This window comes from Streptomyces sp. NWU339, from assembly GCF_003143855.1.
Taxonomy (GTDB): domain Bacteria; phylum Actinomycetota; class Actinomycetes; order Streptomycetales; family Streptomycetaceae; genus Streptomyces.
Map to the genome: position 1 here is coordinate 146,727 of NZ_QFRK01000011.1, position 24,341 is coordinate 171,067.

Consider the following 24,341-nt stretch of genomic DNA (forward strand, 5'->3'; position numbering starts at 1 on the left):
AGGGGTTCGGGGGCGGACGCGACGCGGGGACATTGCCGGACATGAACCACGAGACCCCGCTCTTCCCCCGCTCCCTGCACCACCTGGCCGCCGGCACCCGGCGCGTGCTGACGACCGCCCAGCTCCGCTCGCACGGCGTCTCCGCCGCGGAGGCCGACGACCGGTGCCGTCCCGGCGGCACCTGGCGACAGCTCCTCCCCGGCGTCGTCCTGCTCCACCCGGGCCCGCCGACCAGCGAGGAGCGGCTGCACGCGGTGCTGATGTACACGGCGCGGGAGCGGTCCGTGCGGGTCCCCGACCAGCCCGGTCCGGCCGACTCGACGGCGCCCCGCTACGAGGAGGCGATGATCACCGGGCTGGCCGCGCTGACCCTGCACGGTTTCTCCTCCGCTCCCCCGCTGCCCTCCCTGGACGCCTTCGACGTGCTGGTGCCGCGGCTGCGCCGACTGCGCTCCACGGGCTGTGTCCGCATCGTCCGCACGCCGGTGCTGCCGGTCCCCACTCAGGTGACGGGCGTGCCGGTGGCGCCGGTCCCGCGGGCGCTGGCCGACGCGGTGGCCACGTTGGACGACGCGGCCACGGTGCGCCGGCTGCTGACGGAGGCGGTGGCCGGCGGCCACTGCGACGCGGCCACGGTGGTGCGGGAGCTGACCGGCGCGAAGCTCCTGAACCGGCCGCACGTGGTGAACGCGGTGGACGCACTGGTGGCCGAGGGCCGCGCGGTCGCGGAGGACCGGCTGTACCGGATGGTGCGGGAGCACGGTCTGCCCGACCCGGTGTGGAACGTCGACCTGCGCCTGCCGGGCGGCCCCCACCTCGGCGGTCTGGACGCCTACTGGCCCGACCAGGCCGTGGCGCTCGAGCTGGACACCCGGGCGTCCCGGCCAGGTCCCCGTCAGGAGGACGTGTGGTTCGAGTACGCCCGCAAGCGTGAGCTCCTGGAGCGGCTCGGCATCACCGTCGTGCACGTCACCCCGGGCAAGCTGCGGGACGCGGCGGAGCAGCAGGCGGCGGTGGTCCGTACGGCACTGATGGCCGCGGACGACCGCGAGCCCGCCGCCTACGTCGTGGTGCTGCCCCGCTGATCCGGCCCCGCTTCCTACGCCTTGAGCAGCAGTTCCGTGTTGCGGTCCCCCGGGTCACCGCCGAGGTCGGTGCGGGCGCCCGGGGCGTTGTAGGACAGTTCGCGGTAGAGGGCGGCCAGGCCGGTCTGGGTGAGGTCGTCGTGGTCCGTGCGGGACGGGGCCGCGGACTCGACCAGGGTGGTGAAGAGGGACAGTGTGCCGTCCTCGTTGTCCACCAGCTCGATGACGCGGGCGAGGTGGGGGAAGTCGATGTGGGAGGCGGTGGAGATCTCCCAGAAGGAGCCGGCGGAACCGGTGTGCGGGGTGATGGCGTTGCGGTGGATGTGACCGTTGACCCAGGCCACCACGTTGCGGTGCCGGCCGAGGAGCGCGAGGAGTTCCCCGCCGTCGTGGCGCCGTTCGTCGGGACGGGCCGGGTCGCGGTGCGTGTTCGTCATCGATGCGCTGGTGTGGTGGCTGAAGATGATCGCGCGGGAGTCCTTGTGGGTCCGCAGGGTCCGCTCCAGCCAGCGCAGTTGGGCCGTTCCGAGGGAACCCGTGTAGTGGCCGCCCGGGTCGGTGGTGTCGAGGCTGATCCCGATGACGTCGTCGGAGACGCGGAACGCGTAGTACTGGGTGCCCTCGTCGAGGTTGGCGGCGGTGTAGCCGTGGCCCACCGGACCGAATCCGCGGTGCGCGGGGTCCAGGTGCGCCTTCAGGTAATCGGCGGGGGTGAACGGGGCGCGTGCCTCGTCGGGGGTGACCGAACGCATCGCGCGGGAGTGGGACTTCAGGAACTCGCCGTACTGGACGCCCCGGGGGTCGGCAGCCTTCTTGATGGTCTGCTGGAGCTTCTTCGCCTCGGCCGCCGGTATCTCCATCAGCTTCCGGCCGCCGACGGCGAGTTCGGTGAGGTGGGAGTCGCCGTGGGAGGCGTAGCAGCCGAGCGGCATCGTGTCGTGGTTGCCGACGGTGGAGTACCAGGGAAGGTTGAGGCCGGGGCTGTTGACCTCGCGGACGGCCGCCGCGAGGAAACCGTCCAGGTGCGGGAAGCCGAGCTGCTTGTCGGCGTCGCGGACGGCGGTGTCCGGCTGCCAGTACTGCCGCAGACCGCTGTTCTGGACGCCTTCGTAGTGGCGCGGGTCCCCGGAGTTGGGGGTGACGCGGCCACCGCTGAGCACCGTCAGGAACCAGTCCAGTTCGGTGCGGGTGTTGTTGTCCGTGTTGTCGCCGGTGGTCATCGCGAAGTGCAGCGGGGAACCGGTGACGGGGGCGCCGCGCAGTGCGTTGATCCGCTCGACGAGCGCGACCGCGCCGTGCACGGTGAGCGCCTCCTGGGGCCGCCAGGCGCGCACATCGGTGGAGCGCAGGTACTCCAGGCGCAGCGGATGCTGCGTGTCGAGCAGGTGCAGGTCGGTGAGCTGCACGAACGCCGCCAGCGTGGTGCGGCGGTCGTCCCGGCCGGGGCGGGCCGCGGCCAGTTCGCCGCGCACCACCCGCCCCCAGCCCTGCCCTTCGTCGAGGCGCCGGTAGCCGGATGCACCGCGCGGGGCGGACACCCCTTCGAGGGTGGTGCCCCGGGTGTACGGGGCGAGCGGGGCGGCCGGTGCCGGCCGGGAGGAGGCGTGCACGGTCCCGCCCGTGGCGGCGTCCGCCGCGACGGCCTCGCCGCCGGGCCGCAGGGCGTAACCGACGCCGGCGGAGAGGGCCACCGCGCCGGTGGCGGCGAGGACGGAACGGCGGTGGAGTCCAGTGGAGTCGGCGACTGGGCGTATGCGCGGCATGGCGCTTCTCTCCCCGGGTGCGAACGCGTCGGCAGTGGTCGCGGGGTGCTCGCCGGGCGAACGTCCCGCTCGTACTGGATGCTTGGCAGCGGGAATGGCCTGCGTGTGAACGCGGCGGCAACGCGCGACGCCGATCGCCGTACGTGGATCTTGGACCACCCCGCGTGTCGGCACCCGCTTCCGCACCGGCCCGAACCCGGTCACTCCGCGTTCACTTCACGGGAGAGCCAGGTCACAGAATGTGAACCTGACGGCGATGATCGGCACAACTGCCCGGTCGAGGTCGGAGGCCTCGACCGGTCGCCCCCGGCGGTCAGCCCTCCGCGCGCTCCGCGACCCGCCCCGCGGCCGGCCGCTCCCGCCACAGCCGCAGCGCGATGTCGACCATGCGGACCCGGACCAGTTCCGGGACGGCGTCCAGGGGCTGCCAGGCGGCCAGTTCGGTGGAGCCGCCGATCTCGTTGCGCAGTTCGCCGCCGATGATCCGCCCCTCGTAGACCAGCCGTACGCCGTGGTGGTCGACGGGGCGGCTCAGGCGGCCGCCGGGGAAGGTGCGCCGACTGGAGTTCACGCCGAGCAGTCCGGTGACCTCGATGCGGTAGCCGGTCTCCTCCTCGACCTCCCGCCGCACGGTGTCGTAGGGGTCCTCACCGTGCTCCATGCCGCCGCCCGGCAGGACCCACTCGGGGGCGCCTCCGGGCACCGGGGACCGGGCCAGCAGCAACTGCCCGTCGCGCACCACCACGGCGTAGGCCGCCACCCGCAACTTCTCTCGCACCCGGGGACGTTACCCCGATGACCGCCGGACCGGCAGGCGAGTGACCGACAACGGGCCGCCGCCGTACGACGCGACCGCACGCACGACTTGCCTGGTTCGTCACCCGACACCCGATACGCGCATAGCGGGTTTTCCCCACACATCCATTTCGATTCGGCCAACCCTCCCCAAACACCTGTCCCTTGCGTAAAGCTCAGCGATCGTCCGGGATCGCATTCCGGACGACCGCGGCCAGGGTCGATCAGCTCCGGTCGCTCCACGATGGTGCCTTTACCTGCAAGGGATGCCGATGACCCATTCCTCCCAGCGCGAAGCGGTATCGGGCGCGAGACGCGTCGCCCGTATCGCCCTGGCCGCCGGTCTCGTCGCCGCGCTCAGCGCGGTCGGACCGATACCCCTGGCGGTCGCCGCCGCCGCGCCGGCCGCCTCACCCGTCGACGGTGACGTCAAGCCCGGGCCCGACAAGCTCGGTTCGAAGGACGCGGACCTGCTCGCCGAGGCCAAGGCGGACGGCGTCAAGAACGTCACGATGATGATCGCCACCGCTCCCGGCAAGACCGAGCAGGTCGCCGAGCAGCTGGACGCGATCAAGGGCGGTTCGGTCGGCCGGACCCACGACGAGCTCGGCTACGTCCGTGCCACCGTCCCCACCGCCAAGGCGGACTCGGCCATCGCCGCCGCCGCCAAGCTCTCCACCGTGCACGGCATCGACCTGCGCGAGGAGATCCCGCTGGACGACCCGACGCCCGGCGCGGACACCACGAAGGGCGCCGCAGGCAAGGGCGGCAAGGGCGGCTACTCGGCTCCCGACAAGCGGACCCCCGCCAAGAACCCGTACAACCCGTCCTTCGAGACCGGCGCCGTCGACTTCGTCAAGGACAACCCGAAGGCGGACGGCCGCGGCGTCACCATCGGCGTCCTCGACACGGGTGTGGACCTCGCCCACCCGGCGCTGCAGAAGACCACCACCGGCGAGCGGAAGATCGTCGACTGGGTGACGGCGACCGACCCGCTCGTCGACGGCGACAAGACCTGGCGCCAGATGACCGAATCGGTGTCCGGCCCCACCTTCACCCACGAGGGCACGACCTGGACGGCGCCCGAGGGCTCGTACCGGATCAGCACGTTCAAGGAGTCCTACACCATCGGCGGTGACGCGGGCGGCGACGCCAACCGCGACGGTGACACCACCGACTCCTGGGGTGTGCTGTACGACGCGGCGGCCGGCACGGTCCGCGTCGACCTGAACAACAACCAGGACTTCTCCGACGACACCCCGATGAAGCCGTACAAGGACGGCTTCCAGATCGGGTACTTCGGCACCGACGACCCGGCCACCGAGGTCGCCGAGCGCCAGCCGTTCGTCGTGGAGATCCGCAAGGACGTCGTCTACAACGCGGCCGGCGCCAAGGCCGACTTCGTCAACATCGGCCTCATCCAGGGCTCGCACGGCTCGCACGTGGCCGGCATCACCGCGGCCAACGGCCTGTTCGGCGGCAAGATGAACGGCGCCGCCCCCGGCGCGAAGATCGTCTCCTCCCGCGCCTGCACCTGGTCCGGCGGCTGCACCAGCGTGGCGCTCACCGAGGGCATGATCGACCTCGTCGCCAACCGCGGTGTCGACATCGTCAACATGTCCATCGGCGGTCTGCCGGCGCTGAACGACGGCAACAACGCCCGCGCCGAGCTCTACAACCGCCTCATCGACACCTACGGCGTCCAGCTGGTGATCTCCGCGGGCAACTCCGGCCCCGGCGCCAACACCATCGGCGACCCCGCCCTGGCCGACAAGGTCATCTCGGTCGGCGCGACCATCTCCAAGGAGACCTGGGCCGCCAACTACGGCTCCGAGGTGAAGAAGAAGTACGCCATGATGCCGTTCTCCTCGCGCGGTCCGCGTGAGGACGGCGGCTTCACGCCGACGCTCGTCGCGCCCGGCGCGGCGATCAACACCATCCAGACCTGGTCGCCGGGCGCGCCGGTCGCCGAGGCGGGCTACGGCCTGCCCGCCGGTTACGGCATGCTCCAGGGCACCTCGATGGCCTCCCCGCAGGCCGCCGGTGCCGCCGCGCTGCTGCTGTCGGCCGCGAAGCAGAAGCGCGTCGACCTGACGCCCGCGAAGCTGCGCACCGCCCTCACCTCCACCGCCGAGCACATCAAGGACGTGCAGGCCTACGAGGAGGGCGCCGGCCTCATCGACATCGAGGACGCCTGGGACGCGATCCGCGACGGGGCCACCGCGCACGAGTACACGGTCAAGGCACCGGTCGACACCGCGATCGACCAGTTCCTGAAGACCCCGGGCTTCGGCACCGGCCTCTACGACCGTGAGGGCGGCCTCAAGGCCGGTCAGAAGAAGACGTACGACATCACCATCACCCGTACGTCCGGCCCCGACCGCGCGATCCGGCACAAGCTCGGCCTCGAGAACAACGCCGGCAACACCTTCCGCATCCTCGGCGACCGCGACGTGCAGCTGTCGCTGAACAAGCCGGTGACCGTCAAGGTGCAGGCCTCGCCCGGCTCGGCCGGCCTGAAGAGCGCGATCCTCGAGGTCGACGACCCGCGCACCGAGGGCGTCGACCGGCAGATCCTGAACACCGTGGTCGTCTCGGCGCCGCTGAAGCACACCTTCTCCGCCTCCGGTACGGCCCAGCGCAACAGCACCACCTCCTACTTCGTCACCGTGCCCGAGGGCGCGAAGACGCTGGAGATCGCGCTCGGCGGGCTGAAGGCCACGAGCCAGACCCGGTTCATCGCCATCCACCCGTACGGCGTCCCGTCCGACCCGACGTCGACGGTCAACTGCTACCCGAACTACAACAACCCGGCCAACACCTGCCGCCCCGACGTGCGTTCGTACGCGGACCCGCAGCCGGGCGTCTGGGAGATCGAGGTCGAGTCGCGCCGCACCTCGCCGCTGCTCGACAACCCGTACAAGCTGGACGTCGCCGTGCTCGGCGCGGTCTTCGACCCGGAGACCGTGACCGTGCCGGAGGCCAAGGTGGGTACTCCGGCCGACGTCTCCTGGAAGGTGACCAACCAGGCCGCCGCCCTGGACGGCAAGCTGGTCGGCGGCCCGCTCGGCTCGGCCAAGACCGACCGGCCGACCATCAGCACGGGCGACGTCCACACCACCACGGTCGAGGTGCCCGCGGGCGCCGCGTCGCTCGACGTGGCCATCGGCAACGTCACCGACACCGCCGCCGACCTGGACCTGGCGGTCTACGACAAGAACGGCACCCGCGTCGCCCAGTCCGCCGACGGCGACTCGGAGGAGTCGGTCTCCATCGCCAAGCCGGCCGCCGGTACGTACACCGTCCAGGTCGTGGGCTACTCCGTCCCGGCCGGTTCCGCCGAGTACGACTACCGGGACGTGTTCTTCTCCGCCACGCTCGGCGAGGTCACGGTCGACGGGGCCACGTCGGTGAAGCTCGGCACGGGCGACTCGGCCACCGTCTCCGGCAGCGCCACGGCGGTCGCGGCGGCTCCCGAGGGACGTGAGTTCTTCGGACGGGTCCAGCTGGTCAACGCGCGCGGCACGGTCGCGGGCACCGGCAGCGTGACGATCGAGAAGGTCGTGCCGTAACCGACGGCCACCACCGAGGGGCGGGCGTCCACCAGGGCGCCCGCCTCTTCCTCGTACGCACCCTCCGCCGGTCACTCACAGGTCAGGGTGCGCGACACGGGCAGCGCGGCGGCGATCCGCGCCCGTTCGGGGGCGATGTCCTCCTCACCGACGATCACGGTGTCCGGGACGGCGCCCTCGCGAGGCAGGCCGACCAGGACCCGGTCGCCCTCGTGCAGCGGGGGGTGGCCGGCGACCTCTCGCAGGAGAACGATCTCGTCATCGCCGCCTTGGGTTCCCTTCTCCGGCTTGTGGACGCGGGTCGCCGTCAGCGTGACGCGCTCCTGTCCGGCGCCCGCGCCCGTGCCCGGTACCGGCTCCACCGCCGCGACCGTGCCCTCGGCGACGAGTCGGGCGCAGGCGAGGTAGCGGGGGCTGCCGAAGGCGACACCGCCGTCCTGCCCGCTGCTCGCCGCCTCGTCGGCGGCCTTGGCACCCGACGCCTCGGACGCTCCTCCCCCGGACTGTGCCACGAGCCAGCCCGTGCCGACGACCACCGCGGCGGCCGCCGCCGCGGCGAGCGTCCCGAGGGCGATCCGCAGAGGGCGGCGGGCACGGCGGGGGCGGAGGGGCAGGGGCCGCTCCGGTGCGAGAGGGGTCGTAGGGGACCTGGACTCGGCCTCCTGGAGCTCATCACCGGCGTCGGCCAGCGCGTCTCCGATCAGCCCCAGCTGCTCCCTCAGCACGGCGACATCGGCGGCGGCCGCGTCCCGCGCGGCCGTGAACGCCGGGTCCTGCCGGGCCTGCGCGGGCAGCGGCTCGTCGAGGAGCGCGGCCATCAGGGCGTCCATGCCGTCACCCTGAGGCGTGCCGTCGTCCTGGGGGTCGTGGGCGGCGGCCACGTCATACCACCTCGTCCTCGTGCAGGCGGGCGCGCAGGGCCCGTACGGCCGTGTGCAGCCGGCTCTTGACCGTGCCCTCGGGGACGCCGAGCTGGTCGGCTATCGAGCGCACCGGAAGGTCGGCGTAGAACCGCAGTACGACGACCTGGCGCTGGGCGTCGGGCAGCCCGTCCAGGCCGCGGGCGACGGCGAGGGAGAGCAGGCGGGTCTCCTCGTCGGCGGGGAGCTGCTCCGCCGGGCGCAGCGCGGCGAGGCGTTCGCCGAGCCGCTCCTGGCGGCGCTTGGCCCGGTGCCAGTCCATGGCGAGGTTGGAGGCGACCACCGCCGCCCACGCGGAGACGTCCCGGGGCGCCTCCTGCCCGCTCGCGGCGCGTTCCAGCAGCCGCAGGCGGACCTGCTGCACCCCGTCCGGCAGGTCCGCCTGCGGCACCCCGCCGAGCGCGAGCACCGCCCGCACCCGGCGTTCCTGCGCCGCGTCCAGCGGGTCGTCGTCCGCGGCGCCGTACGTCGGCCGGCCACGCCGGATCCTTCCGCGCAGCACTGCCCACCCCCTCGCACTGTTTCCCCTACGACGCAGGCCGGGCCCGGAACGTTCGCCCGGGTGCCGCGGACCGGGCAGAGGCGTACGTCACACCGCCGTGTGGGTGGGGCGGGGCGGGGCAGGGGACCTTGCGGCCGGTGGCCCCCGACGGCTGATTTCCTGCGGCTCACAGGGGTGGCGACCGCAGGTCCGCGACCGGTGCCCGGCGCCGGGGCGTCCCACTGTTCGGGCAGAAGGCGTTAACAATTGGACAGGCGGGCCGTGGTCGGCCGCATGATGGAAAAGCCTCGGCCAGGTAACAGGAACGCGAAGAGACGCAGTAGGGAGACGCCGTGAGGGTCGGAATCGTCGGAGCCACCGGTCAGGTGGGCACGGTCATGCGCAGCATCCTCGAAGAGAGGAAGTTTCCGCTGACCGAGCTGCGCCTGTTCGCCTCGGCCCGCTCGGCGGGGACGGTCCTGGACGGGGTCACGGTGGAGGACGCGTCCACCGCGGACTACACCGGCCTGGACATCGTGCTGTTCTCCGCGGGCGGCGCGACGTCGAAGGCGCTGGCCGAGAAGGTCGCCTCGCAGGGCGCCGTCGTGATCGACAACTCCTCGGCCTGGCGCAAGGACCCCGAGGTCCCGCTGGTCGTCTCCGAGGTGAACCCGGAGGCGATCGCGAACCGCCCCAAGGGCATCATCGCCAACCCGAACTGCACCACGATGGCCGCGATGCCGGTCCTGCGTCCGCTGCACGCCGAGGCGGGCCTCGAGGCGCTGGTCGTCGCCACGTACCAGGCGGTGTCCGGCTCCGGCCTCGCGGGCGTGGCCGAGCTGCACGGCCAGACACAGAAGGTCGTGGCCGACGCCGACAAGCTGGCCCACGACGGCGCGGCGGTCGACTTCCCCGAGCCCGGCGTCTACAAGCGCCCCATCGCCTTCAACGTGCTGCCCTTCGCCGGCAACCTCGTGGACGACGGTCTGAACGAGACCGACGAGGAGCAGAAGCTGCGCAACGAGTCCCGCAAGATCCTGGACATCCCGGAGCTCAAGGTCTCCGGCACCTGCGTGCGCGTCCCGGTCTTCTCCGGCCACTCCCTCCAGATCAACGCCCGGTTCGCCCGCCCGATCAGCGCGGAGCGCGCGACCGAGCTGCTGGCCGACGCCCCCGGTGTCGTCCTCACCGACATCCCCACCCCGCTCCAGGCCGCCGGCCAGGACCCGTCCTACGTCGGCCGCATCCGCCGCGACGAGACGGTCGACAACGGCCTGGCCCTCTTCGTCTCCAACGACAACCTCCGCAAGGGCGCGGCCCTGAACACCGTCCAGATCGCGGAACTGGTGGCGGCCGAGCTGAAGCGGTAACCACAGACCCGCTCGCCGCGCGGGGGTCCACCCAGCCGGGTGGACCCCTTTCGGCATGTTCAGAGCGCCGGATGCCGCCGTAACGCGACACCCCTGACCAAAAGGCGGGGGTCACGCACAGGAATTCCGTTCACCAGGCCCCGTCGGTGACCCCGTCCCCGCTCACCCGGTGCCACGGACCGGCTCCCCCACCGCAGTCCCACTCGGCGAACGCTTCTGTGTCGGCCTGCTCCAGCTGTGCCTGCCTGAGCAGCTCGCCGGCGGCACGTATGACGGCCGACCGGGACTCGGCCTCCGGACCGGGCCCCGCACTTTCGGGATCGCGAGTTCCGGGCGGCCGGACGGCATGGTCGGCGCCGTCGGGTCACGGGCTGCCCCGCGATTGATCTCGGGGCGTGCCGGTCCGGGGATTCGGCGGGCCGGTGGTCCAGCAATCGCCGGTCGGGCCGTTACTCGTACCGGTACTTCAGGGAATCCGCCTCCGCCTGCTCGATGTCGGCGATCGTCAGCTCCGGCATCCGCAGCTGGGCCAGCGTCACCTCGGCCGAGGTCGGCTGGGCGTCCGCCGGCAGCCACTGCTCCGGCTTCCAGGCCCCGCTGCGCAGCAGCGACTTGGGGCAGTGCGGGTAGACCTCCTCGATCCCCAGCACCAGCGCACTGGCCGGCGGCTTGCCCACGGCGGTCAGCTGCGACAGCAGCTCCGGGCGGGTGGAGACGCAGGCCCGGCCGTTCACCCTGAGCGTCGTGGTGCGCCCCGGGACGACGAACAGCAGCCCGGCCCGTCCGGTGGCGATGACGTTCTGCAGGGTGTCCAGACGCTTGTTGCCGGTCGCGTCCGGTATCGCCACCGTCCGTGCGTCCAGGACGGCGACGAACCCGGCGGGGCCTCCGCGCGGGGAGACGTCACAGTTGCCCTCGGCGTCCGCGCTGGCGACCAGGACCAACGATGAGCATCCGATCAACTTCCGTGTCTGCTCGGTGAGTTCGGTCATCTGCTTGCGCACGGCCGCGTCGCCGGGGAGTGCGTACACCCGGCGCAGCGCCTCCCGGTCGGACACGGCGTCGAGGCGGAGCGAGTCGAAGGCACTTCCGGCAAGAGGTGTCGTCATGCCCCCGACCCTAACGAACCGACCTGCGGCTGATCTTGGTCGGTGAGTGCGGGGACGGAGAGACCCCTGCGCGAGCTGTCCGGTGTGTGACGATCGAACAGGCCCGCGCGGCCATGTCCCGTCCTTCCTTCTGCGGGCTGTCGCGCCGACACCTGGGCGAGTCGGTCGCAGAACTCGCTCCGTGCCGGTCGACGTGCGCAAGCACGACGGCAGCCTGAGCGCGCGGTGGGCTGCCGTCCGCCTCGGCGTACCGCCACTGGCTCGGCCTGATCCGGTAGCCGGGGCGTTGCCGGGTGGTGGTGCGACGCTCCTCAGCCGGGTGATCCGGCCCTTGACGTGCGGGCCGGGTGCCCCGCCGTCTGCTTCGCGCCGCACGCGGCACCTGGCTGCGGCGACCTACGGGCGGACCGGCGGATCATCGACCTTCTGGAGCCGGGTCACTACGGTCGTCGCGTCGTACCTCATACAAGAAGCAGCCGTACTCCACCGCACGGACGTGGACGAGGGCGACCTCCGGGTCGGTGAAGGCCTCCGTGAGGGCGGGGGCGAAGGCGTCCGGGGTCTCCACCAGGCGGCCGCCCAGGATGCGGCCGTCGGCGGAGTAGCGGCGGAGGGTGCGGTGGGCGTCGGTGAAGGGCAGGCCGGCGTCGGGCGCCGGCCCCGCGCACTGCTCGGCGTGGATGAAGACCGGGCCCTGCTCGTCGTACGCGCCCGGGTCGGCGCCCGTCCGTGCCGCCCAGCGGCGCAGCGGCGCATACGACACCAGGGCAATCGTCTCGCCGGGCGCGCTGCGGCGCAGGCAGCAGCGGAGCGGGGCGCCGCCCTCGTCGTCGGTGCGGGAAACCGCGGGGCGGCCCGCGTCGTCCACGGCGCGCAGTTCCTTCAGGACCGGTGCCGGGACGGGGCGGGGAGTGGGGGTCGTCGTCATGGTTCCATGCTCGCGCCGGGGCGGGCGCGCCACCGGCGGGAAATGGTCATCGCGTTCCGTGCCGGTCACGTGGAAGGATGACACAACCCACACATAACGAGGAGATGACCGCGTGCCTGGCACAAACCTGACTCGCGAAGAGGCGCAGCAGCGGGCGAAGCTGCTGACCGTTGACTCGTACGAGATCGACCTCGATCTCTCCGGCGCGCAGGAGGGCGGCACCTACCGGTCCGTGACCACGGTGCGCTTCGACGTCTCCGAGGACGGGGACGGGGCGGAGTCGTTCATCGACCTGGTGGCTCCCACCGTCCACGAGGTGACCCTCAACGGGGACTCCCTCGACCCCGCCGAGGTGTTCGCGGACTCCAGGATCGCCCTGCCGGGTCTGCTCCCGGGCCGCAACGTCCTGCGGGTGAGCGCCGACTGCGCCTACACCAACACCGGCGAGGGCCTGCACCGGTTCGTCGACCCGGTCGACGACCAGGCCTACCTCTACACCCAGTTCGAGGTGCCGGACGCCCGCCGGGTGTTCGCGAGCTTCGAGCAGCCGGACCTCAAGGCGACCTTCCAGTTCACCGTGAAGGCCCCGGAGGGCTGGACCGTCATCTCCAACTCGCCGACGCCCGAGCCCCGGGGCGACGTCTGGGAGTTCGAGCCGACGCCACGGATCTCGACGTACATCACCGCGCTGATCGTCGGCCCGTACCACTCCGTGCACAGCGTGTACGAGAAGGACGGCCAGTCGGTGCCGCTCGGCATCTACTGCCGGCCCTCGCTCGCCGAGTTCCTCGACGCGGACGCCATCTTCGACGTCACGCGGCAGGGCTTCGAGTGGTTCCAGGAGAAGTTCGACTACGCGTACCCCTTCGGGAAGTACGACCAGCTGTTCGTGCCGGAGTTCAACGCGGGCGCGATGGAGAACGCCGGTGCCGTGACCATCCGGGACCAGTACGTCTTCCGGTCGAAGGTGACGGACGCCGCCTACGAGGTGCGGGCCTCGACGATCCTGCACGAGCTGGCCCACATGTGGTTCGGCGACCTGGTCACCATGGAGTGGTGGAACGACCTGTGGCTGAACGAGTCGTTCGCCACCTACGCCGAGGCCGCCTGCCAGGCGGACGCGCCGGGTTCGAAGTGGCCGCACTCGTGGACGACGTTCGCGAACTCCATGAAGACCTGGGCCTACCGCCAGGACCAGCTGCCGTCCACGCACCCGATCATGGCCGACATCCGTGACCTGGACGACGTGCTGGTCAACTTCGACGGCATCACGTACGCCAAGGGCGCGTCCGTCCTGAAGCAGCTGGTGGCCTACGTCGGCGAGGACGCGTTCTTCCGGGGCGTGCAGGCGTACTTCAAGCGTCACGCGTACGGCAACACTCGCCTGTCCGACCTGCTGGGCGCCCTGGAGGAGACCTCCGGCCGCGATCTGAGCACCTGGTCGAAGAAGTGGCTGGAGACGGCCGGCATCAACGTGCTGCGCCCGGAGATCGAGACCGACGGTACGGGCGTCATCACCTCCTTCGCCATCCGCCAGGAGGCCCCGGCGCTGCCCGCCGGCGCCAAGGGCGAGGCCACCCTGCGCCCGCACCGCATCGCCGTCGGCCTGTACGACCTGGACGAGGCGAGCGGCAAGCTGGTGCGCGGCGACCGGGTCGAGCTGGACGTCGACGGCGAGCTGACCGCCGTACCGCAGCTCGTCGGCAAGGCCCGCCCCGACGTGATCCTGCTCAACGACGACGACCTGTCGTACGCCAAGGTCCGCCTGGACGAGCGGTCGCTGGCCTTCGTCACCGAGCACCTCGGCGACTTCGAGGCGTCCCTGCCGCGCGCGCTGAGCTGGGCGTCGGCCTGGGACATGACCCGGGACGCCGAACTCGCCACCCGCGACTACCTGTCCCTGGTGCTGTCGGGCATCGGCAAGGAGTCGGACATCGGCGTGGTGCAGTCGCTGCACCGCCAGGTGAAGCTGGCGATCGACCTGTACGCCGCCCCGGCCGCCCGCGAGGCCCTGCTCACCCGCTGGACGGAGGCCACCCTGGCCCATCTGCGGGCCGCCGAGGCGGGCAGCGACCACCAGCTGGCGTGGGCGCGCGCCTTCGCCGCGACGGCGAGGACGCCGGAGCAGCTGGACCTCCTGGACGGCCTGCTGGACGGCACGCAGACGGTCGAGGGCCTGGCCGTCGACACGGAGCTGCGCTGGGCGTTCGTGCAGCGGCTCGCGGCGGTGGGCCGGTACGACGAGGCCGAGATCACGGGCGAGTACGAGCGCGACAAGACCGCCGCGGGTGAGCGGCACGCCGCCACCGCGCGCGCCGCCCGGCCGACCGAGGAGGCCAAGGCGGAGGCGTGGGCGTCGGTCGTCGAGTCCGACAAGCTGCCGAACGCGCTCCAGGAGGCGGTGATCACCGGCTTCGTCCAGACCGACCAGCGTGAGCTGCTGGCGCCGTACACGGAGCGGTACTTCGAGGTGCTCAAGGACGTCTGGGAGTCCCGCTCGCACGAGATGGCCCAGCAGATCGCGGTCGGTCTCTACCCGGCGATCCAGGTCACCGGCGAGACCCTGGACCGCACCGACGCCTGGCTCGCCTCGGCCGACCCGAGCCCGGCCCTGCGCCGTCTGGTCTCCGAGTCCCGCGCGGGCATCGAGCGGGCCCTGCGCGCCCAGGCCGCGGACGCGGCGGCCGAACGGGCGTAACCCGTACGCGTACGCATCAGGGGCGCCCGGCACGAGTCACGCCGGGCGCCCCTCGCGTCAGGCGCGTCGCGGACCCACGGAACCGTCGGCCCGCTGCGCCGCCCGCCCCCGCAGTGCCCGGTGGACCACGGGTGTCCGTCCCGCCCTCGGCCGACGGGCAGGGCGGGCATCCGTACCGGCCGTGCATACGTCGAGGGCGCCGCCCCTCCCCCGTACCGCGCGACGCGGGTACGGACGGTGGGTGCGGCGCCCTCGGAAAGCGCGCGGGCCGCCGGGTCAGGCCTTGGCGTCGGCCTTGGTCCCGATGTTGGAGCTGGTCGTGTCCTTCTTCTTGTGCGACTTGTCGAGGACCATCACCAGACCGGTGATGACCAGGAAGAGCACGATCGGGGCCACGACGTAGAGACCCAGCGTCTCGCCGACGCTCAGGCCCGTACCGGGGTCGTCCCCGTGGTCGCGGGTGAGCGCGAGCGCGGGGGACGTCATGAGCAGCATCATCAGCGTCGTACCGGCTGCCAGGGCGCCGGCGCGCAGGGCGTTCGTCTTGTCCACGGTGCCCAAACTAGCGAACGCCCGGGGGGCCCGCGCGCCCGGGGTACCGTGCGGGACCCCGGTCGGACCGGATGTACCCCGATCCGGCCGGGTTTGCCCTCAGATGTCGCCACCCGCACCGCTCGGCCGGGCGGCGGGGGCGGTGCGGGTGCGGACGACGTCGAGCAGCGCGTGCAGCCGCGGGGATGCCGTCAGGTCCTCCAGCGGCATCGGACGGCCCTGCGCGTCGGCGATCGGCAGGCGCCAGTTCGGGTACTGGTCCCAGGTGCCGGGGAGGTTCTGCGGGCGCCGGTCGCCGACACCGTCGGGGAGCCAGACGCCGATCATCCGGGCGGGGGTGCGCAGCAGATAGCGGTGGACGGCCTGGATCCGCGCCTCCTCCTCGGAGGCGGCGGTACCGCCGGTGCCGTGCAGCAGGCCGAGCCGGGCCAGCAGCTCCAGCCACTCCCCGGTGTCGGCGGCGGCCTCCGCGCGCTCCTCGGCCAGGGGGCGGGTGAGCAGGCCGAGGCCGTCGCGGAGCTCGACGTGCTCGCCGGTGAGGCGGGCCGCGGTGGGCGGCAGGTCGTGGGTGGTGGCGGTGGCCAGGCAGTCGGCACGCCAGGCACCGGGCGGCAGCGGTCGGCGGTCGCCCTCCCAGTCCCGTTCGAACCAGAGCACCGAGGTGCCGAGCACCCCGCGTGCGCGCAGTGCCTCGCGCACCCCGGGCTCCACCGTGCCCAGGTCCTCGCCGATCACCACCGCACCGGCGCGGGACGCCTCCAGGACGAGGACGGCGAGCATGGCCTCGGCGTCGTGGCGGACGTACGTGCCTTCGGTGGGCGGGTGGCCCCGGGGGACCCACCAGAGCCGGAACAGGCCCATCACGTGGTCGATGCGCAGGGCGCCCGCGTACCGGAAGAGGGCCCGGAGCAGAGCGCGGAAGGGCGCGTAACCACAGGCGGCGAGCCGGTCGGGGCGCCAGGGCGGCAGGCCCCAGTCCTGGCCGCGGGCGTTGAAGGCGTCGGGTGGCGCGCCGGCCGACATGCCGGCGGCGAGGGTGTCCTGCTGCGCCCAGGCGTCGGAGCCGCCGGGGTGCACGCCGACCGCGAGGTCGTGGACGATCCCGACCGGCATCCCGGCCTCGCGGGCGGCCCGCTGGGCGGCGGTGAGCTGGGTGTCGGTGAGCCAGGCCAGCCGGGAGTGGAAGTCGACGCGGTCCGTCAGCTCGCGGCGGGCCCGGCGGGTCTCGGGTGAGCGCGGGTCGCGCAGGCCGTCCGGCCAGGTCTGCCAGTCGGGGCCGTGCACCTCGGCGAGCGCGCACCAGGTGGCGTGGTCCTCCAGGGCCGGGCCCTGCTCGGCGAGGAAGTCGCGGTAGGCGGCGAGTCGGCCGGGCCCGAGCGGCACCTCGTTCACCAGTTCGAGCGCGGCCTTCTTGGCCTCCCACACGGCGTCCCGGTCGATCAGGGCGCCCTTGTCCAGCACCGCCTCGCGCAGCCGCGCGGCGCGTCCGCAAAGGGCCCGCAGCCGACCGTGGTCCCCGACGTACGCGAACTCGGGGACGTCCTCGATCCGCAGGTGGACCGGGTCGGGGAAGCGGCGCGAGGAGGGCCGGTAGGGGGAGGGGTCGGTCGGAGCGCCCGGGACGGCCGCGTGCAGGGGGTTGATCTGGACGAATCCGGCGCCGAGCGTACGGCCCGCCCAGGCGGCCAGCTCGCCGAGGTCACCGAGGTCGCCCATGCCCCAGGAGCGGCGGGAGAGCAGCGAGTAGAGCTGGACGAGGAGCCCGTACGAGCGGGCCGGGGGCGCCGGTAACGCGGCCGGGGCGACGATCAGGTGGGCCTCGGCGGTGCGGCCGTCGGGCGCGGTGGCGGTGACCCGGTGCACTCCGGGCGGGAGGTGCGCGGCCGAGGCACGGGTCTCGCCCTGCTCGGTGCTCACCAGCAGGCTGGTGCCCTCGGGGAGCGCGGCCAGGGCGGGCGGCACGCCGGGGCCCCAGCCGACCACGGTGGGCGGCAGCAGCCGCTCGGCCCGCTCCCGCTCGCCGGCGGCGAGCGCGTCACGGACGGCCTCCGGCGTGCTCGCGTCCACGCCGAGCGCGGCCAGGGCGAGGGTGACGGCGGTGGCGGAGGCGGCGACCGTACGGTCCGGGGAGGGGTTGTAGGAGGTGGCGACGCCGTGCAGGGCGGCGAGCAGGGCCAGGTCCTCGGACGGGGGCCCGGAGGACGGGAGCCCGGACGGAAGCTCGGCGGACGACGGTTCGGTCGGCGGCTCGGCCGGACCGGGCGCGGCCATCTAGGGCTCCGGGACGTACTGGGCCGGGAAGGAGTCGAGTCCGGTGGGGTCCATGGCGGCGTCGGACTCACTGGTCAGCGGGGCGGTGTCGGCGAGCGGGGGCTCGCTGGTGAGGGGTTCGGCGTCGGGCAGCGGGGGCTCGCTGGTGAGCGGGACCTCGGCGCGGGGCCCCTCCGCGCTGAAGACGCAGGCGTGCAGCCCTTCGGGTCCGGCGGACAGCTCCGCCACGGGTTTGGACAGGGCCGGGGACAGGACATAAGCCGGTGCGGCAGCCACAGGTGGCCTCCTCGTCGAGATCACTGATCATTGGGCATCGAGGCAAGTCGCTCGGTCGGGTTCCCCGCAGCCCCTACCCAGAGGACGCGAGACCAGACGCACCCGTGCCCACAACGTGCCCCTGCTCACATTCTGTTCCCGTTCCCATGTCTCACACCAGGACAAACCTGTCACAACGGTCCCTCCCGTTGGCAGGCGGGGCGCAGAATGAGAGGCTCCGTGTTCTGCGTGTTCCCTGCGTTTCTGTGTCTGTCTCGGTCTGTCTTCGTCTCCTCAAGGAGAAGCCTTGCAACTGCGGCCTGGGAAGAGGGCGGCCGCCCTCGCGTTCGCAGTCGTCGCCGGAACCCTGGGCGCGGCGCCCGCCTCCGTGGCGGCGCCGCCCGTTCCCGGGACGACCACGTCTCCCGTACCCGACCGGGCCGGGACGGACCTGGCCGTCTGGCCCCGCCCGCACTCCCTGCGGGCGAACGGCGCCCCGGTCGCGGTGACCGACGAGGTCGCCCTGACCGCCGACGCGACGGCCGACCCCCGTGCCCTCGACGCCCTGCGCACGCTGCTGCGGGAGGCCGGGGCGCGCCGGTTCACCGCCACCGGCGAACAGGCGCCCGCGGGGGCGCTCGTGGTGCGGGTGGGCGCGCATCGGCCGACGAGCGACCCCCAGCGCTCCCTCCCGTCCGGCGGCTACACTCTGACCGTCGGCGACGGCACCGTCGCCCTCACCGGCTCGGGCGAGGACGGCCTGTTCCACGGCGTCCAGACGCTGCGTCAACTCCTGCGCCCGGACGGCAGCTTCACCGCGGTCGTCGTGCGCGACTGGCCGGGCACGGCGGTGCGCGGAATCACCGAGGGCTTCTACGGCACCCCGTGGACGCACGAACAGCGCCTGGCCCAGGTGGACTTCATGGGCCGCACCAAGCAGAACCGGTACCTGTACGCACCCGGTGACGACCTGTACCGGCAGGCCCGCTGGCGCGAGCCGTACCCGGACCGGCGGCGCGCGGAGTTCCGGGAGCTGGCCGAGCGGGCCCGGGACAACCACGTCACGCTCGGCTGGGCGGTGGCGCCCGGCCAGGCCATGTGCTTCGCCTCGGACGACGATCTGCGCGCGCTGACGCGCAAGCTGGACGCGATGTGGGCGCTGGGCTTCCGCACCTTCCAACTGCAGTTCCAGGACGTCAGCTACAGCGAGTGGCACTGCCGCGCGGACGCCCGCCGCTTCGGCTCCGGCCCCGACGCGGCCGCGCGCGCCCAGGCGTACGTGGCGAACGAGGTGGCCCGGCACCTGGCGGAACGTCATCCGGGCTCCGCCGCCCTGTCGTTGATGCCGACCGAGTACTACGAGGACGGGTCGACCGCGTACCGGCGGGCCCTCTCGCACGCTCTGGACTCGGGTGTCGAGGTGGCGTGGACCGGCGTCGGGGTGGTGCCGCGCACCATCTCGGGCGGTGATCTGGCGAAGGCGCGGGAGGTGTTCGGGCGTCCGCTGGTGACCATGGACAACTACCCGGTCAACGACTTCGCCCCCGGCCGGATCTTCCTCGGCCCTTACCAGGGCCGGGAACCCGCCGTCGCCGCCGGTTCGGCGGCCCTGCTCGCCAACGCGATGGAACAGCCCGAGGCGTCCCGCATCCCGCTGTTCACCGCCGCCGACTTCGCCTGGAACCCGCGCGACTACCGCCCCCAGGAGTCCTGGCGGGCCGCGATCGCCGACCTCGCGGGCGGCGACGCCGAACTCGAGAAGTCCCTGTCCGCGCTGGCGGGCAACGACGCCTCCTCGGTGCTCGGCGCCGAGGAGTCGGCGTACCTGCGGCCGCTGCTGGCGGAGTTCTGGCGCACCCGCGCAACCGCCGGCACGGACGCCGGCCGCGCGGCGGACGACCGGCTGCGCGCGGCCTTCACGGTGCTGCGTGAGCTGCCCGAGCGCCTGTCCGGCAACCCGCGCTCCGCCGCCCTCGCCACCGAAGTCGCCCCCTGGACCGGCCAGTTGGCCCGTTACGGCGAGGCCGGCGGCACCGCGCTGGAGATGCTGCGGGCACAGGAGTCCGGCGACGCGGGCGCCGCCTGGACCGCGTACCGGAAGCTGAGCGAGCAGCGGGCCGGGCTGAAGACGGCCCGGGTGACGGTCGGCAAGGGCGTCCTCGACCCGTTCCTGGACCGGGCGCGGGACGCGTACGAGGACTGGGCCGGCATCGACCACAGGCCGACCGAAGGGTCCGGCGGCAGGACGGAGGACGGCGTCCTGCACCTGCCGCGGGTCCGCGACCTGAGCACGGTGACGGTGCTGGCCGAGCCCGGCACCACGGGGACGGCCGAGATCCACGTACCGGGCGCGGGCTGGCGCCGCCTCGGCACGCTCTCCCCGTCCGGCGCCACCGAGTTCCGGGCGGACGGCCCGGCCGGCGCCGTACGGATCACCGGCGCGGACGCCTCCCGGGTACGGCACGTCGTCCCGTGGTTCACGGACGCGCCCGCCGCCACGCTGCAGCTGCCGGACGCCCCCGCGGACACCGACATCGGCGGCACCCGGCGGCTGACGGCCACCCTCGGCTCGCTGCGTCCCGAGGAGGTGCGCGGCAAGGTGACCGTCGAGGCGCCGAAGGGCGTGAAGGTACGGGTTCCGAAGGAGCCGCTGACCGTTCCGCGCGGCACGCCCGTGGAGGTTCCGGTCGAAGTGACGGTGGAGCCGGGGACACCGACCCGGTCGTACGAGGTCCGGCTCGGCTTCGGCGGGGCGACCCGCACGCTCACGGTGAACGCCGTCCCCCGCACCGCCGGCCCCGACCTGGCCCGCACCGGCCGGGCGACCTCCTCGGCCGACGAGACGCCCGACTTCCCCGCCTCGGCGGCCAACGACGGTGATCCTGAGACGCGCTGGTCGTCACCCGTCGAGGACGACGCTTTCTGGCAGGTCGAGCTGGAACGCCCGGTGCGGCTCGGGAAGGTCGCGCTGCACTGGCAGGAGGCGCACCCGTCGGCGTACCGCGTCGAGGTCTCGGCGGACGGCCGCACCTGGCGCACGGCGGCGGCGGTGCCGGACAGCGGCGGCGGCCGCGAGACCGTCCGCATGGACGAACCCGACGTGCGCCACGTCCGCGTCCAGGGCGAGACCCGCGCCACCCGGTACGGCTACTCCCTGTGGTCGGTGGAGGCGTACGCGGTCGCGGACTGAGCCGACGGCTCCGCCGCCCGGCCGACTGGTCGATCGGGCGGCGGAGCTTTTTTCGTGCCCACTATTCACTCAGTACATATACCGAGTGCATAATGATCGCCATGAGCACCCGTCACATCCTGCTGGGGCTGCTCGCCTCGGGGCCGAGCCATGGCTACGACCTCAAGCGACGCCATGACGAACGTTTCCCCGAAGCCCGCCCGCTGGCCTACGGCCAGGTCTACACGACCCTGCAACGCCTGGTCCGCGACGGCCTCGCCGAGGTCGACGGCACCGCGTCCGACGGCGGCCCGGAGCGGACGGCGTACCGCACGACGGACGAGGGAACGCGTGAACTGGCCCGCTGGGCCGGAGAGATCGCCCCGCCCGCGCCCTTCGTGACGAACGAGATCTTCGCCAAGGTCGTGGTGTCGATCCTGTCCGGCGGCGACCCGGCCGCGTACCTGCGCGCCCAACGCGCCGCCCATATGCGGCGGATGCGGGAGCTGACCGCGGTGAAGTCCGCGGGCGGCGCCGGCCCGGCGACCGTGCTCTCGGCGGACTACGCCCTCAACCACCTGGATGCCGACCTCCGTTGGATGACCACCACGGCGGCCCGGCTCACCACCCTGACCGCGGAGGTCGACGCAACGTGAGTGACAGGAACACAGGAGGACCGTCGACGGAGCCGCTGCTCGCGGCCCGCGACCTGGTCAAGACACACGGCAGGACCCAGGCCCTGCGCGGCGCCTCCGCCGAGCTGCGCGCCGGCGAGATCCTCGCGGTGACCGGCGCCAGCGGCAGCGGCAAGTCGACGCTGCTGCACTGCCTCGCCGGGATCGTCCGCCCCGACGCCGGCTCGGTGACGTATGCGGGGCTGCGGCTGGAGGAGCTGCCGGAGAAGCGGCTGAGCGAGCTGCGCCGTACCGACTTCGGGGTGGTGTTCCAGTTCGGGCAGCTGGTACCGGAGCTGACCGCGCTCGACAACGTGGCGCTGCCGCTGATGCTGGCGGGCACCGACCGCGCGGAGGCGCGGGAGCGGGCCGGGGAGTGGCTGGAGCGGTTCGGGGTGCGCGGGCAGGGGGACCTGCGGCCGGGCGAGATGAGCGGCGGGCAGGCCCAACGGGCGGCGCTGGCACGGGCCCTGGTCACCGGCCCGAAGGTGGTCTTCGCCGACGAGCCGACCGGCGCCCTGGACTCGCTCGCGGGCGAACAGGTGATGACGGCCTTGGCCCACACGGCCCGCGAGGCGGGCACAGCAGTCCTGCTGATCACGCACGACGCCCAGGTGGCCGCGTACGCGGACCGCGAGGTGCAGCTGCGCGACGGGACCGTGACCCCGCTGGAGGTGCCCGCGTGAGCACCTCGCTCTCCGCCCCTCCCGCCCCCTCGCTGCGCTCCGATCTCCGCCTGGCCTGGCAGCTCACCCGCGGGTCCGACCGGCGGGAGTGGTGGCGCATCACGCTCACCGCGACCGGCGCCGCGCTCGCCACCGGGTTCGCGCTCGCCGCCGGGGTCCTGCTGTCCCTGGGCAACGGTTCCTACGCCGCGCCCGTCGCCGAGGGCCTGCTCGACGAGCCCGGAACGCGCGCCGGGGCGGTCTTCGGCCTGCTGCTCCTGCTGATTCCGGTGCTCGGGTTCCTCGGGCAGTGCGCCCGTGTCGGGGCCGTGCACCGGGACCGGCGGCTGGCCGGACTGCGGCTGGCGGGGGCAACGCCCTGGCAGGTGCGGCGGATCGCCGCGCTGGAGACCGGACTCGCCTGCCTGCTCGGTTCGGCGGCGGCGACCGTCTTCTCGGTGCTGCTCCTGCTGCGCCTGTGGGACCGGCCGACCCCGCTCGCCTGGGTGGTGGTCGTCCTGGTCGCGGTGGCCGTGCCCGTGCTGGGCGCGGTGGCGAGCGTGCTGGCGCTGCGCCGCGTGGTGGCCTCGCCACTGGGCTGGGTGCGCCGGGTGACGGGTGTCCGTTCGGCCCGCGGACCGGGCAGGCTGTTCCTGGGCTCGGCGATCCTGGTGGCGGCGATGGGCCTGGCGACCGCGATGTCCGCGAACGGGCCCGGCCGCCAAGCGGACTGGCAGAAGCCGTTGACGCTGTTCGCCGCGCTGCTCGCGGTGGGCGCGGGCGCGGTGTGGCTGGCCGGGGCCACCTCCAGGTTCGTGGGGCGGGTGCTCGCGGCCCGAGCCCGGTCGGCGGCGGTGCTGATCGCGGCGGAACGGCTGCGTGCCGACCCGTGGGCACCGGCCCGTACGCATGCGGCGGTGCTGCTGGTGACGGTCGTCGGCACCGCGTTCATGGGGGTGCGCCACTCGATGCTCGTGTCCCTGCGCGCCGATGCGCACCTGGCCGCCGACATGTCGTACTACACGACCGGGCTGAACCTGACCGCCGCGGCGATCGCCGTGGCCCTGCTGATCACCCTGACCGGCCTCGCCGTCGGCACCGCAGAGTCGCTGGCCACCCGCCGACGAGGGCTGTCCGCGCAGGTCGCGGCCGGTGTACCGCGCCCGGTGCTGAACCGGGCGCTGCTGCTGGAGACCGCGCTCCCCCTGGCACCGTCCCTGCTCCTGGCAGGCCTGGGCGGCATGACGGCCGGCACCGCCTACAGCACCCTGACGGCCACCTCGTCCCTCCCCTGGGCCGCCCTGCTGATCCCCCCGACGGCCTACACGGCCTGCCTCCTGGCCTCGGCGACGGCCCTCCCCCTCCTCCACCGCTCGACCCACCCGGCAGAACTGCGCCACGCCTGACCACCGCTCGCCCACCCGAACACGACCGGCCCCGGGGGAACGGGGGTTCCCCGAGGCCGGCCGGATCACGGCCGTCGCGCCCGGAAGCGGTCCGGGGCCGTGCGCGCCCGATCGCCCTCCACCGGCTGACGGGTCCCCGCCGGGACGGCCGCGCACGCGGTGCGGGCCAGCGGCCTTCGACTACGGCCATGACAACGCGCCCGCCGGGGTCGTACCGAAGGCAAACGGAACGGCGCCGACCCACTCAGGTGAGTCGGCGCCGCGCCCGATCCCAGACGTCGATACGGGCGGCCTCACGGCCCGCCTCGAAGTGCCTCTCGACATCTTCGAGCGGGCCCCCCTACCCCGCGCCGCCCCGTCCCTCACGGGACGGGGCGGGACGGGCTCAGGCTCCTCTTCTCATCCGGCTAGCGGGTGTGCGCCGCCTTGCGCTCCATGCCCCAGGCAACGGCGAAGCTGGCGGCGGCCAGCCAGAAAAGGGGGGAGCCGAAGGCTCTGCCGCCGATGACGGACATCGGGATGCCGATGAGAACGTAGAGCGTTCCCATACAGGCGAAGGCGAGTGCGGCACGTCCGTACTTGTTCATGGGGGGATACCTCATTTGCTGTGCGACGGGTGGGAAGGAGG

18 protein-coding genes are annotated in these 24,341 nt (G+C 73.2%); 8 read left to right on the forward strand and 10 right to left on the reverse strand.

Annotated features, from left to right (window positions below; genetic code table 11):
* Window positions 1-41 precede the first annotated feature (41 nt).
* On the forward strand, window positions 42-1,085 hold the full coding sequence (locus DIZ27_RS16220) for a hypothetical protein (RefSeq protein ID WP_109379116.1): 1,044 nt from the start codon (window positions 42-44) through the stop codon (window positions 1,083-1,085).
* Window positions 1,086-1,099: 14 nt separating this feature from the next.
* Here the strand turns inward: DIZ27_RS16220 and DIZ27_RS16225 are convergent, their stop codons facing one another.
* Together DIZ27_RS16225 and DIZ27_RS16230 are read right to left on the reverse strand one after the other, a co-directional pair.
* Window positions 1,100-2,848 (reverse strand): TIGR03767 family metallophosphoesterase, encoded by a 1,749-nt coding sequence (locus tag DIZ27_RS16225; RefSeq protein ID WP_109379117.1) that lies wholly within the window; start codon window positions 2,846-2,848, stop codon window positions 1,100-1,102.
* A 313-nt stretch (window positions 2,849-3,161) separates the two neighbouring features.
* Window positions 3,162-3,626, reverse strand: coding sequence for an NUDIX hydrolase (locus tag DIZ27_RS16230; protein WP_258308398.1), 465 nt, complete (start codon window positions 3,624-3,626; stop codon window positions 3,162-3,164).
* 289 nt (window positions 3,627-3,915) lie between these two features.
* Here DIZ27_RS16230 and DIZ27_RS16235 point away from each other — a divergent pair, with 289 nt between their 5' ends.
* The gene (locus tag DIZ27_RS16235) at window positions 3,916-7,215 is read left to right on the forward strand and encodes a S8 family serine peptidase (RefSeq protein WP_109379119.1); all 3,300 of its coding nucleotides are present in this window, start codon (window positions 3,916-3,918) and stop codon (window positions 7,213-7,215) included.
* A 71-nt stretch (window positions 7,216-7,286) separates the two neighbouring features.
* On the opposite strand, the gene DIZ27_RS16240 is transcribed toward DIZ27_RS16235, so the two are convergent.
* Window positions 7,287-8,096, reverse strand: coding sequence for a hypothetical protein (locus DIZ27_RS16240; RefSeq protein WP_258308399.1), 810 nt, complete (start codon window positions 8,094-8,096; stop codon window positions 7,287-7,289).
* Between the two features lies 1 nt (window position 8,097).
* Window positions 8,098-8,637, reverse strand: coding sequence for an RNA polymerase sigma factor (locus DIZ27_RS16245; protein ID WP_109379120.1), 540 nt, complete (start codon window positions 8,635-8,637; stop codon window positions 8,098-8,100).
* A gap of 332 nt (window positions 8,638-8,969) precedes the next feature.
* Between DIZ27_RS16245 and DIZ27_RS16250 the strand changes: the two genes are divergently transcribed.
* Entirely contained in the window at window positions 8,970-9,986 is a 1,017-nt protein-coding gene (locus tag DIZ27_RS16250; RefSeq protein ID WP_109379121.1) for an aspartate-semialdehyde dehydrogenase, read from the forward strand.
* A 449-nt stretch (window positions 9,987-10,435) separates the two neighbouring features.
* Here DIZ27_RS16250 and DIZ27_RS16260 read toward each other — a convergent pair whose 3' ends face one another.
* Together DIZ27_RS16260 and DIZ27_RS16265 are read right to left on the reverse strand one after the other, a co-directional pair.
* A complete protein-coding gene (locus DIZ27_RS16260) occupies window positions 10,436-11,095 on the reverse strand; it encodes an MSMEG_1061 family FMN-dependent PPOX-type flavoprotein (RefSeq protein WP_109379122.1) in 660 nt (219 codons plus the stop codon).
* 415 nt (window positions 11,096-11,510) lie between these two features.
* The gene (locus DIZ27_RS16265; protein ID WP_109379123.1) at window positions 11,511-12,023 is read right to left on the reverse strand and encodes a DUF1203 domain-containing protein; all 513 of its coding nucleotides are present in this window, start codon (window positions 12,021-12,023) and stop codon (window positions 11,511-11,513) included.
* Between the two features lie 112 nt (window positions 12,024-12,135).
* Between DIZ27_RS16265 and pepN the strand changes: the two genes are divergently transcribed.
* Window positions 12,136-14,721 carry an aminopeptidase N gene (gene pepN / locus DIZ27_RS16270; protein ID WP_109379124.1) on the forward strand — a complete coding sequence of 862 codons (2,586 nt, stop codon included), beginning with the start codon at window positions 12,136-12,138 and terminating at the stop codon, window positions 14,719-14,721.
* Window positions 14,722-14,997: 276 nt separating this feature from the next.
* On the opposite strand, the gene DIZ27_RS16275 is transcribed toward pepN, so the two are convergent.
* The 3 genes from DIZ27_RS16275 to DIZ27_RS16285 form a co-directional block, all read right to left on the reverse strand.
* Window positions 14,998-15,273: a hypothetical protein gene (locus DIZ27_RS16275; RefSeq protein WP_109379177.1), complete on the reverse strand. Its 276-nt coding sequence runs from the start codon at window positions 15,271-15,273 to the stop codon at window positions 14,998-15,000.
* Window positions 15,274-15,372: 99 nt separating this feature from the next.
* Entirely contained in the window at window positions 15,373-17,544 is a 2,172-nt protein-coding gene (gene malQ / locus DIZ27_RS16280; RefSeq protein ID WP_109379125.1) for a 4-alpha-glucanotransferase, read from the reverse strand.
* Window positions 17,545-17,820, reverse strand: coding sequence for a hypothetical protein (locus DIZ27_RS16285; RefSeq protein WP_109379126.1), 276 nt, complete (start codon window positions 17,818-17,820; stop codon window positions 17,545-17,547).
* A 286-nt stretch (window positions 17,821-18,106) separates the two neighbouring features.
* Between DIZ27_RS16285 and DIZ27_RS16290 the strand changes: the two genes are divergently transcribed.
* The 4 genes from DIZ27_RS16290 (at window position 18,107) to DIZ27_RS16305 (ending at window position 23,713) form a co-directional block, all read left to right on the forward strand.
* Window positions 18,107-20,989: a beta-N-acetylglucosaminidase domain-containing protein gene (locus tag DIZ27_RS16290; protein ID WP_109379127.1), complete on the forward strand. Its 2,883-nt coding sequence runs from the start codon at window positions 18,107-18,109 to the stop codon at window positions 20,987-20,989.
* Window positions 20,990-21,090: 101 nt separating this feature from the next.
* Window positions 21,091-21,624, forward strand: coding sequence for a PadR family transcriptional regulator (locus DIZ27_RS16295; protein ID WP_109379178.1), 534 nt, complete (start codon window positions 21,091-21,093; stop codon window positions 21,622-21,624).
* Window positions 21,621-22,328, forward strand: a complete 708-nt coding sequence (locus DIZ27_RS16300; protein ID WP_109379128.1) for an ABC transporter ATP-binding protein — start codon at window positions 21,621-21,623, stop codon at window positions 22,326-22,328. The genes DIZ27_RS16295 and DIZ27_RS16300 overlap by 4 nt, the downstream gene beginning before the upstream one ends.
* Complete coding sequence (locus tag DIZ27_RS16305; RefSeq protein WP_109379129.1) at window positions 22,325-23,713, forward strand: FtsX-like permease family protein; 1,389 nt, start codon at window positions 22,325-22,327, stop codon at window positions 23,711-23,713. The genes DIZ27_RS16300 and DIZ27_RS16305 overlap by 4 nt, the downstream gene beginning before the upstream one ends.
* A 407-nt stretch (window positions 23,714-24,120) precedes the next feature.
* Here the strand turns inward: DIZ27_RS16305 and DIZ27_RS16310 are convergent, their stop codons facing one another.
* On the reverse strand, window positions 24,121-24,300 hold the full coding sequence (locus DIZ27_RS16310) for a hypothetical protein (RefSeq protein WP_109379130.1): 180 nt from the start codon (window positions 24,298-24,300) through the stop codon (window positions 24,121-24,123).
* Window positions 24,301-24,341 lie beyond the last annotated feature (41 nt).

What these genes read in the sequence shown, in the direction of transcription:
- DIZ27_RS16265 (WP_109379123.1), bottom strand. Translation starts at nt 12,023, where the DNA reads ATGACGACGACCCCCACTCCCCGCCCCGTCCCGGCACCGGTCCTGAAG.
- DIZ27_RS16220 (WP_109379116.1), top strand. Translation starts at nt 42, where the DNA reads ATGAACCACGAGACCCCGCTCTTCCCCCGCTCCCTGCACCACCTGGCC.
- DIZ27_RS16260 (WP_109379122.1), bottom strand. Translation starts at nt 11,095, where the DNA reads ATGACGACACCTCTTGCCGGAAGTGCCTTCGACTCGCTCCGCCTCGAC.
- DIZ27_RS16225 (WP_109379117.1), bottom strand. Translation starts at nt 2,848, where the DNA reads ATGCCGCGCATACGCCCAGTCGCCGACTCCACTGGACTCCACCGCCGT.
- DIZ27_RS16310 (WP_109379130.1), bottom strand. Translation starts at nt 24,300, where the DNA reads ATGAACAAGTACGGACGTGCCGCACTCGCCTTCGCCTGTATGGGAACG.
- DIZ27_RS16295 (WP_109379178.1), top strand. Translation starts at nt 21,091, where the DNA reads ATGAGCACCCGTCACATCCTGCTGGGGCTGCTCGCCTCGGGGCCGAGC.
- DIZ27_RS16235 (WP_109379119.1), top strand. Translation starts at nt 3,916, where the DNA reads ATGACCCATTCCTCCCAGCGCGAAGCGGTATCGGGCGCGAGACGCGTC.
- malQ (WP_109379125.1), bottom strand. Translation starts at nt 17,544, where the DNA reads ATGGCCGCGCCCGGTCCGGCCGAGCCGCCGACCGAACCGTCGTCCGCC.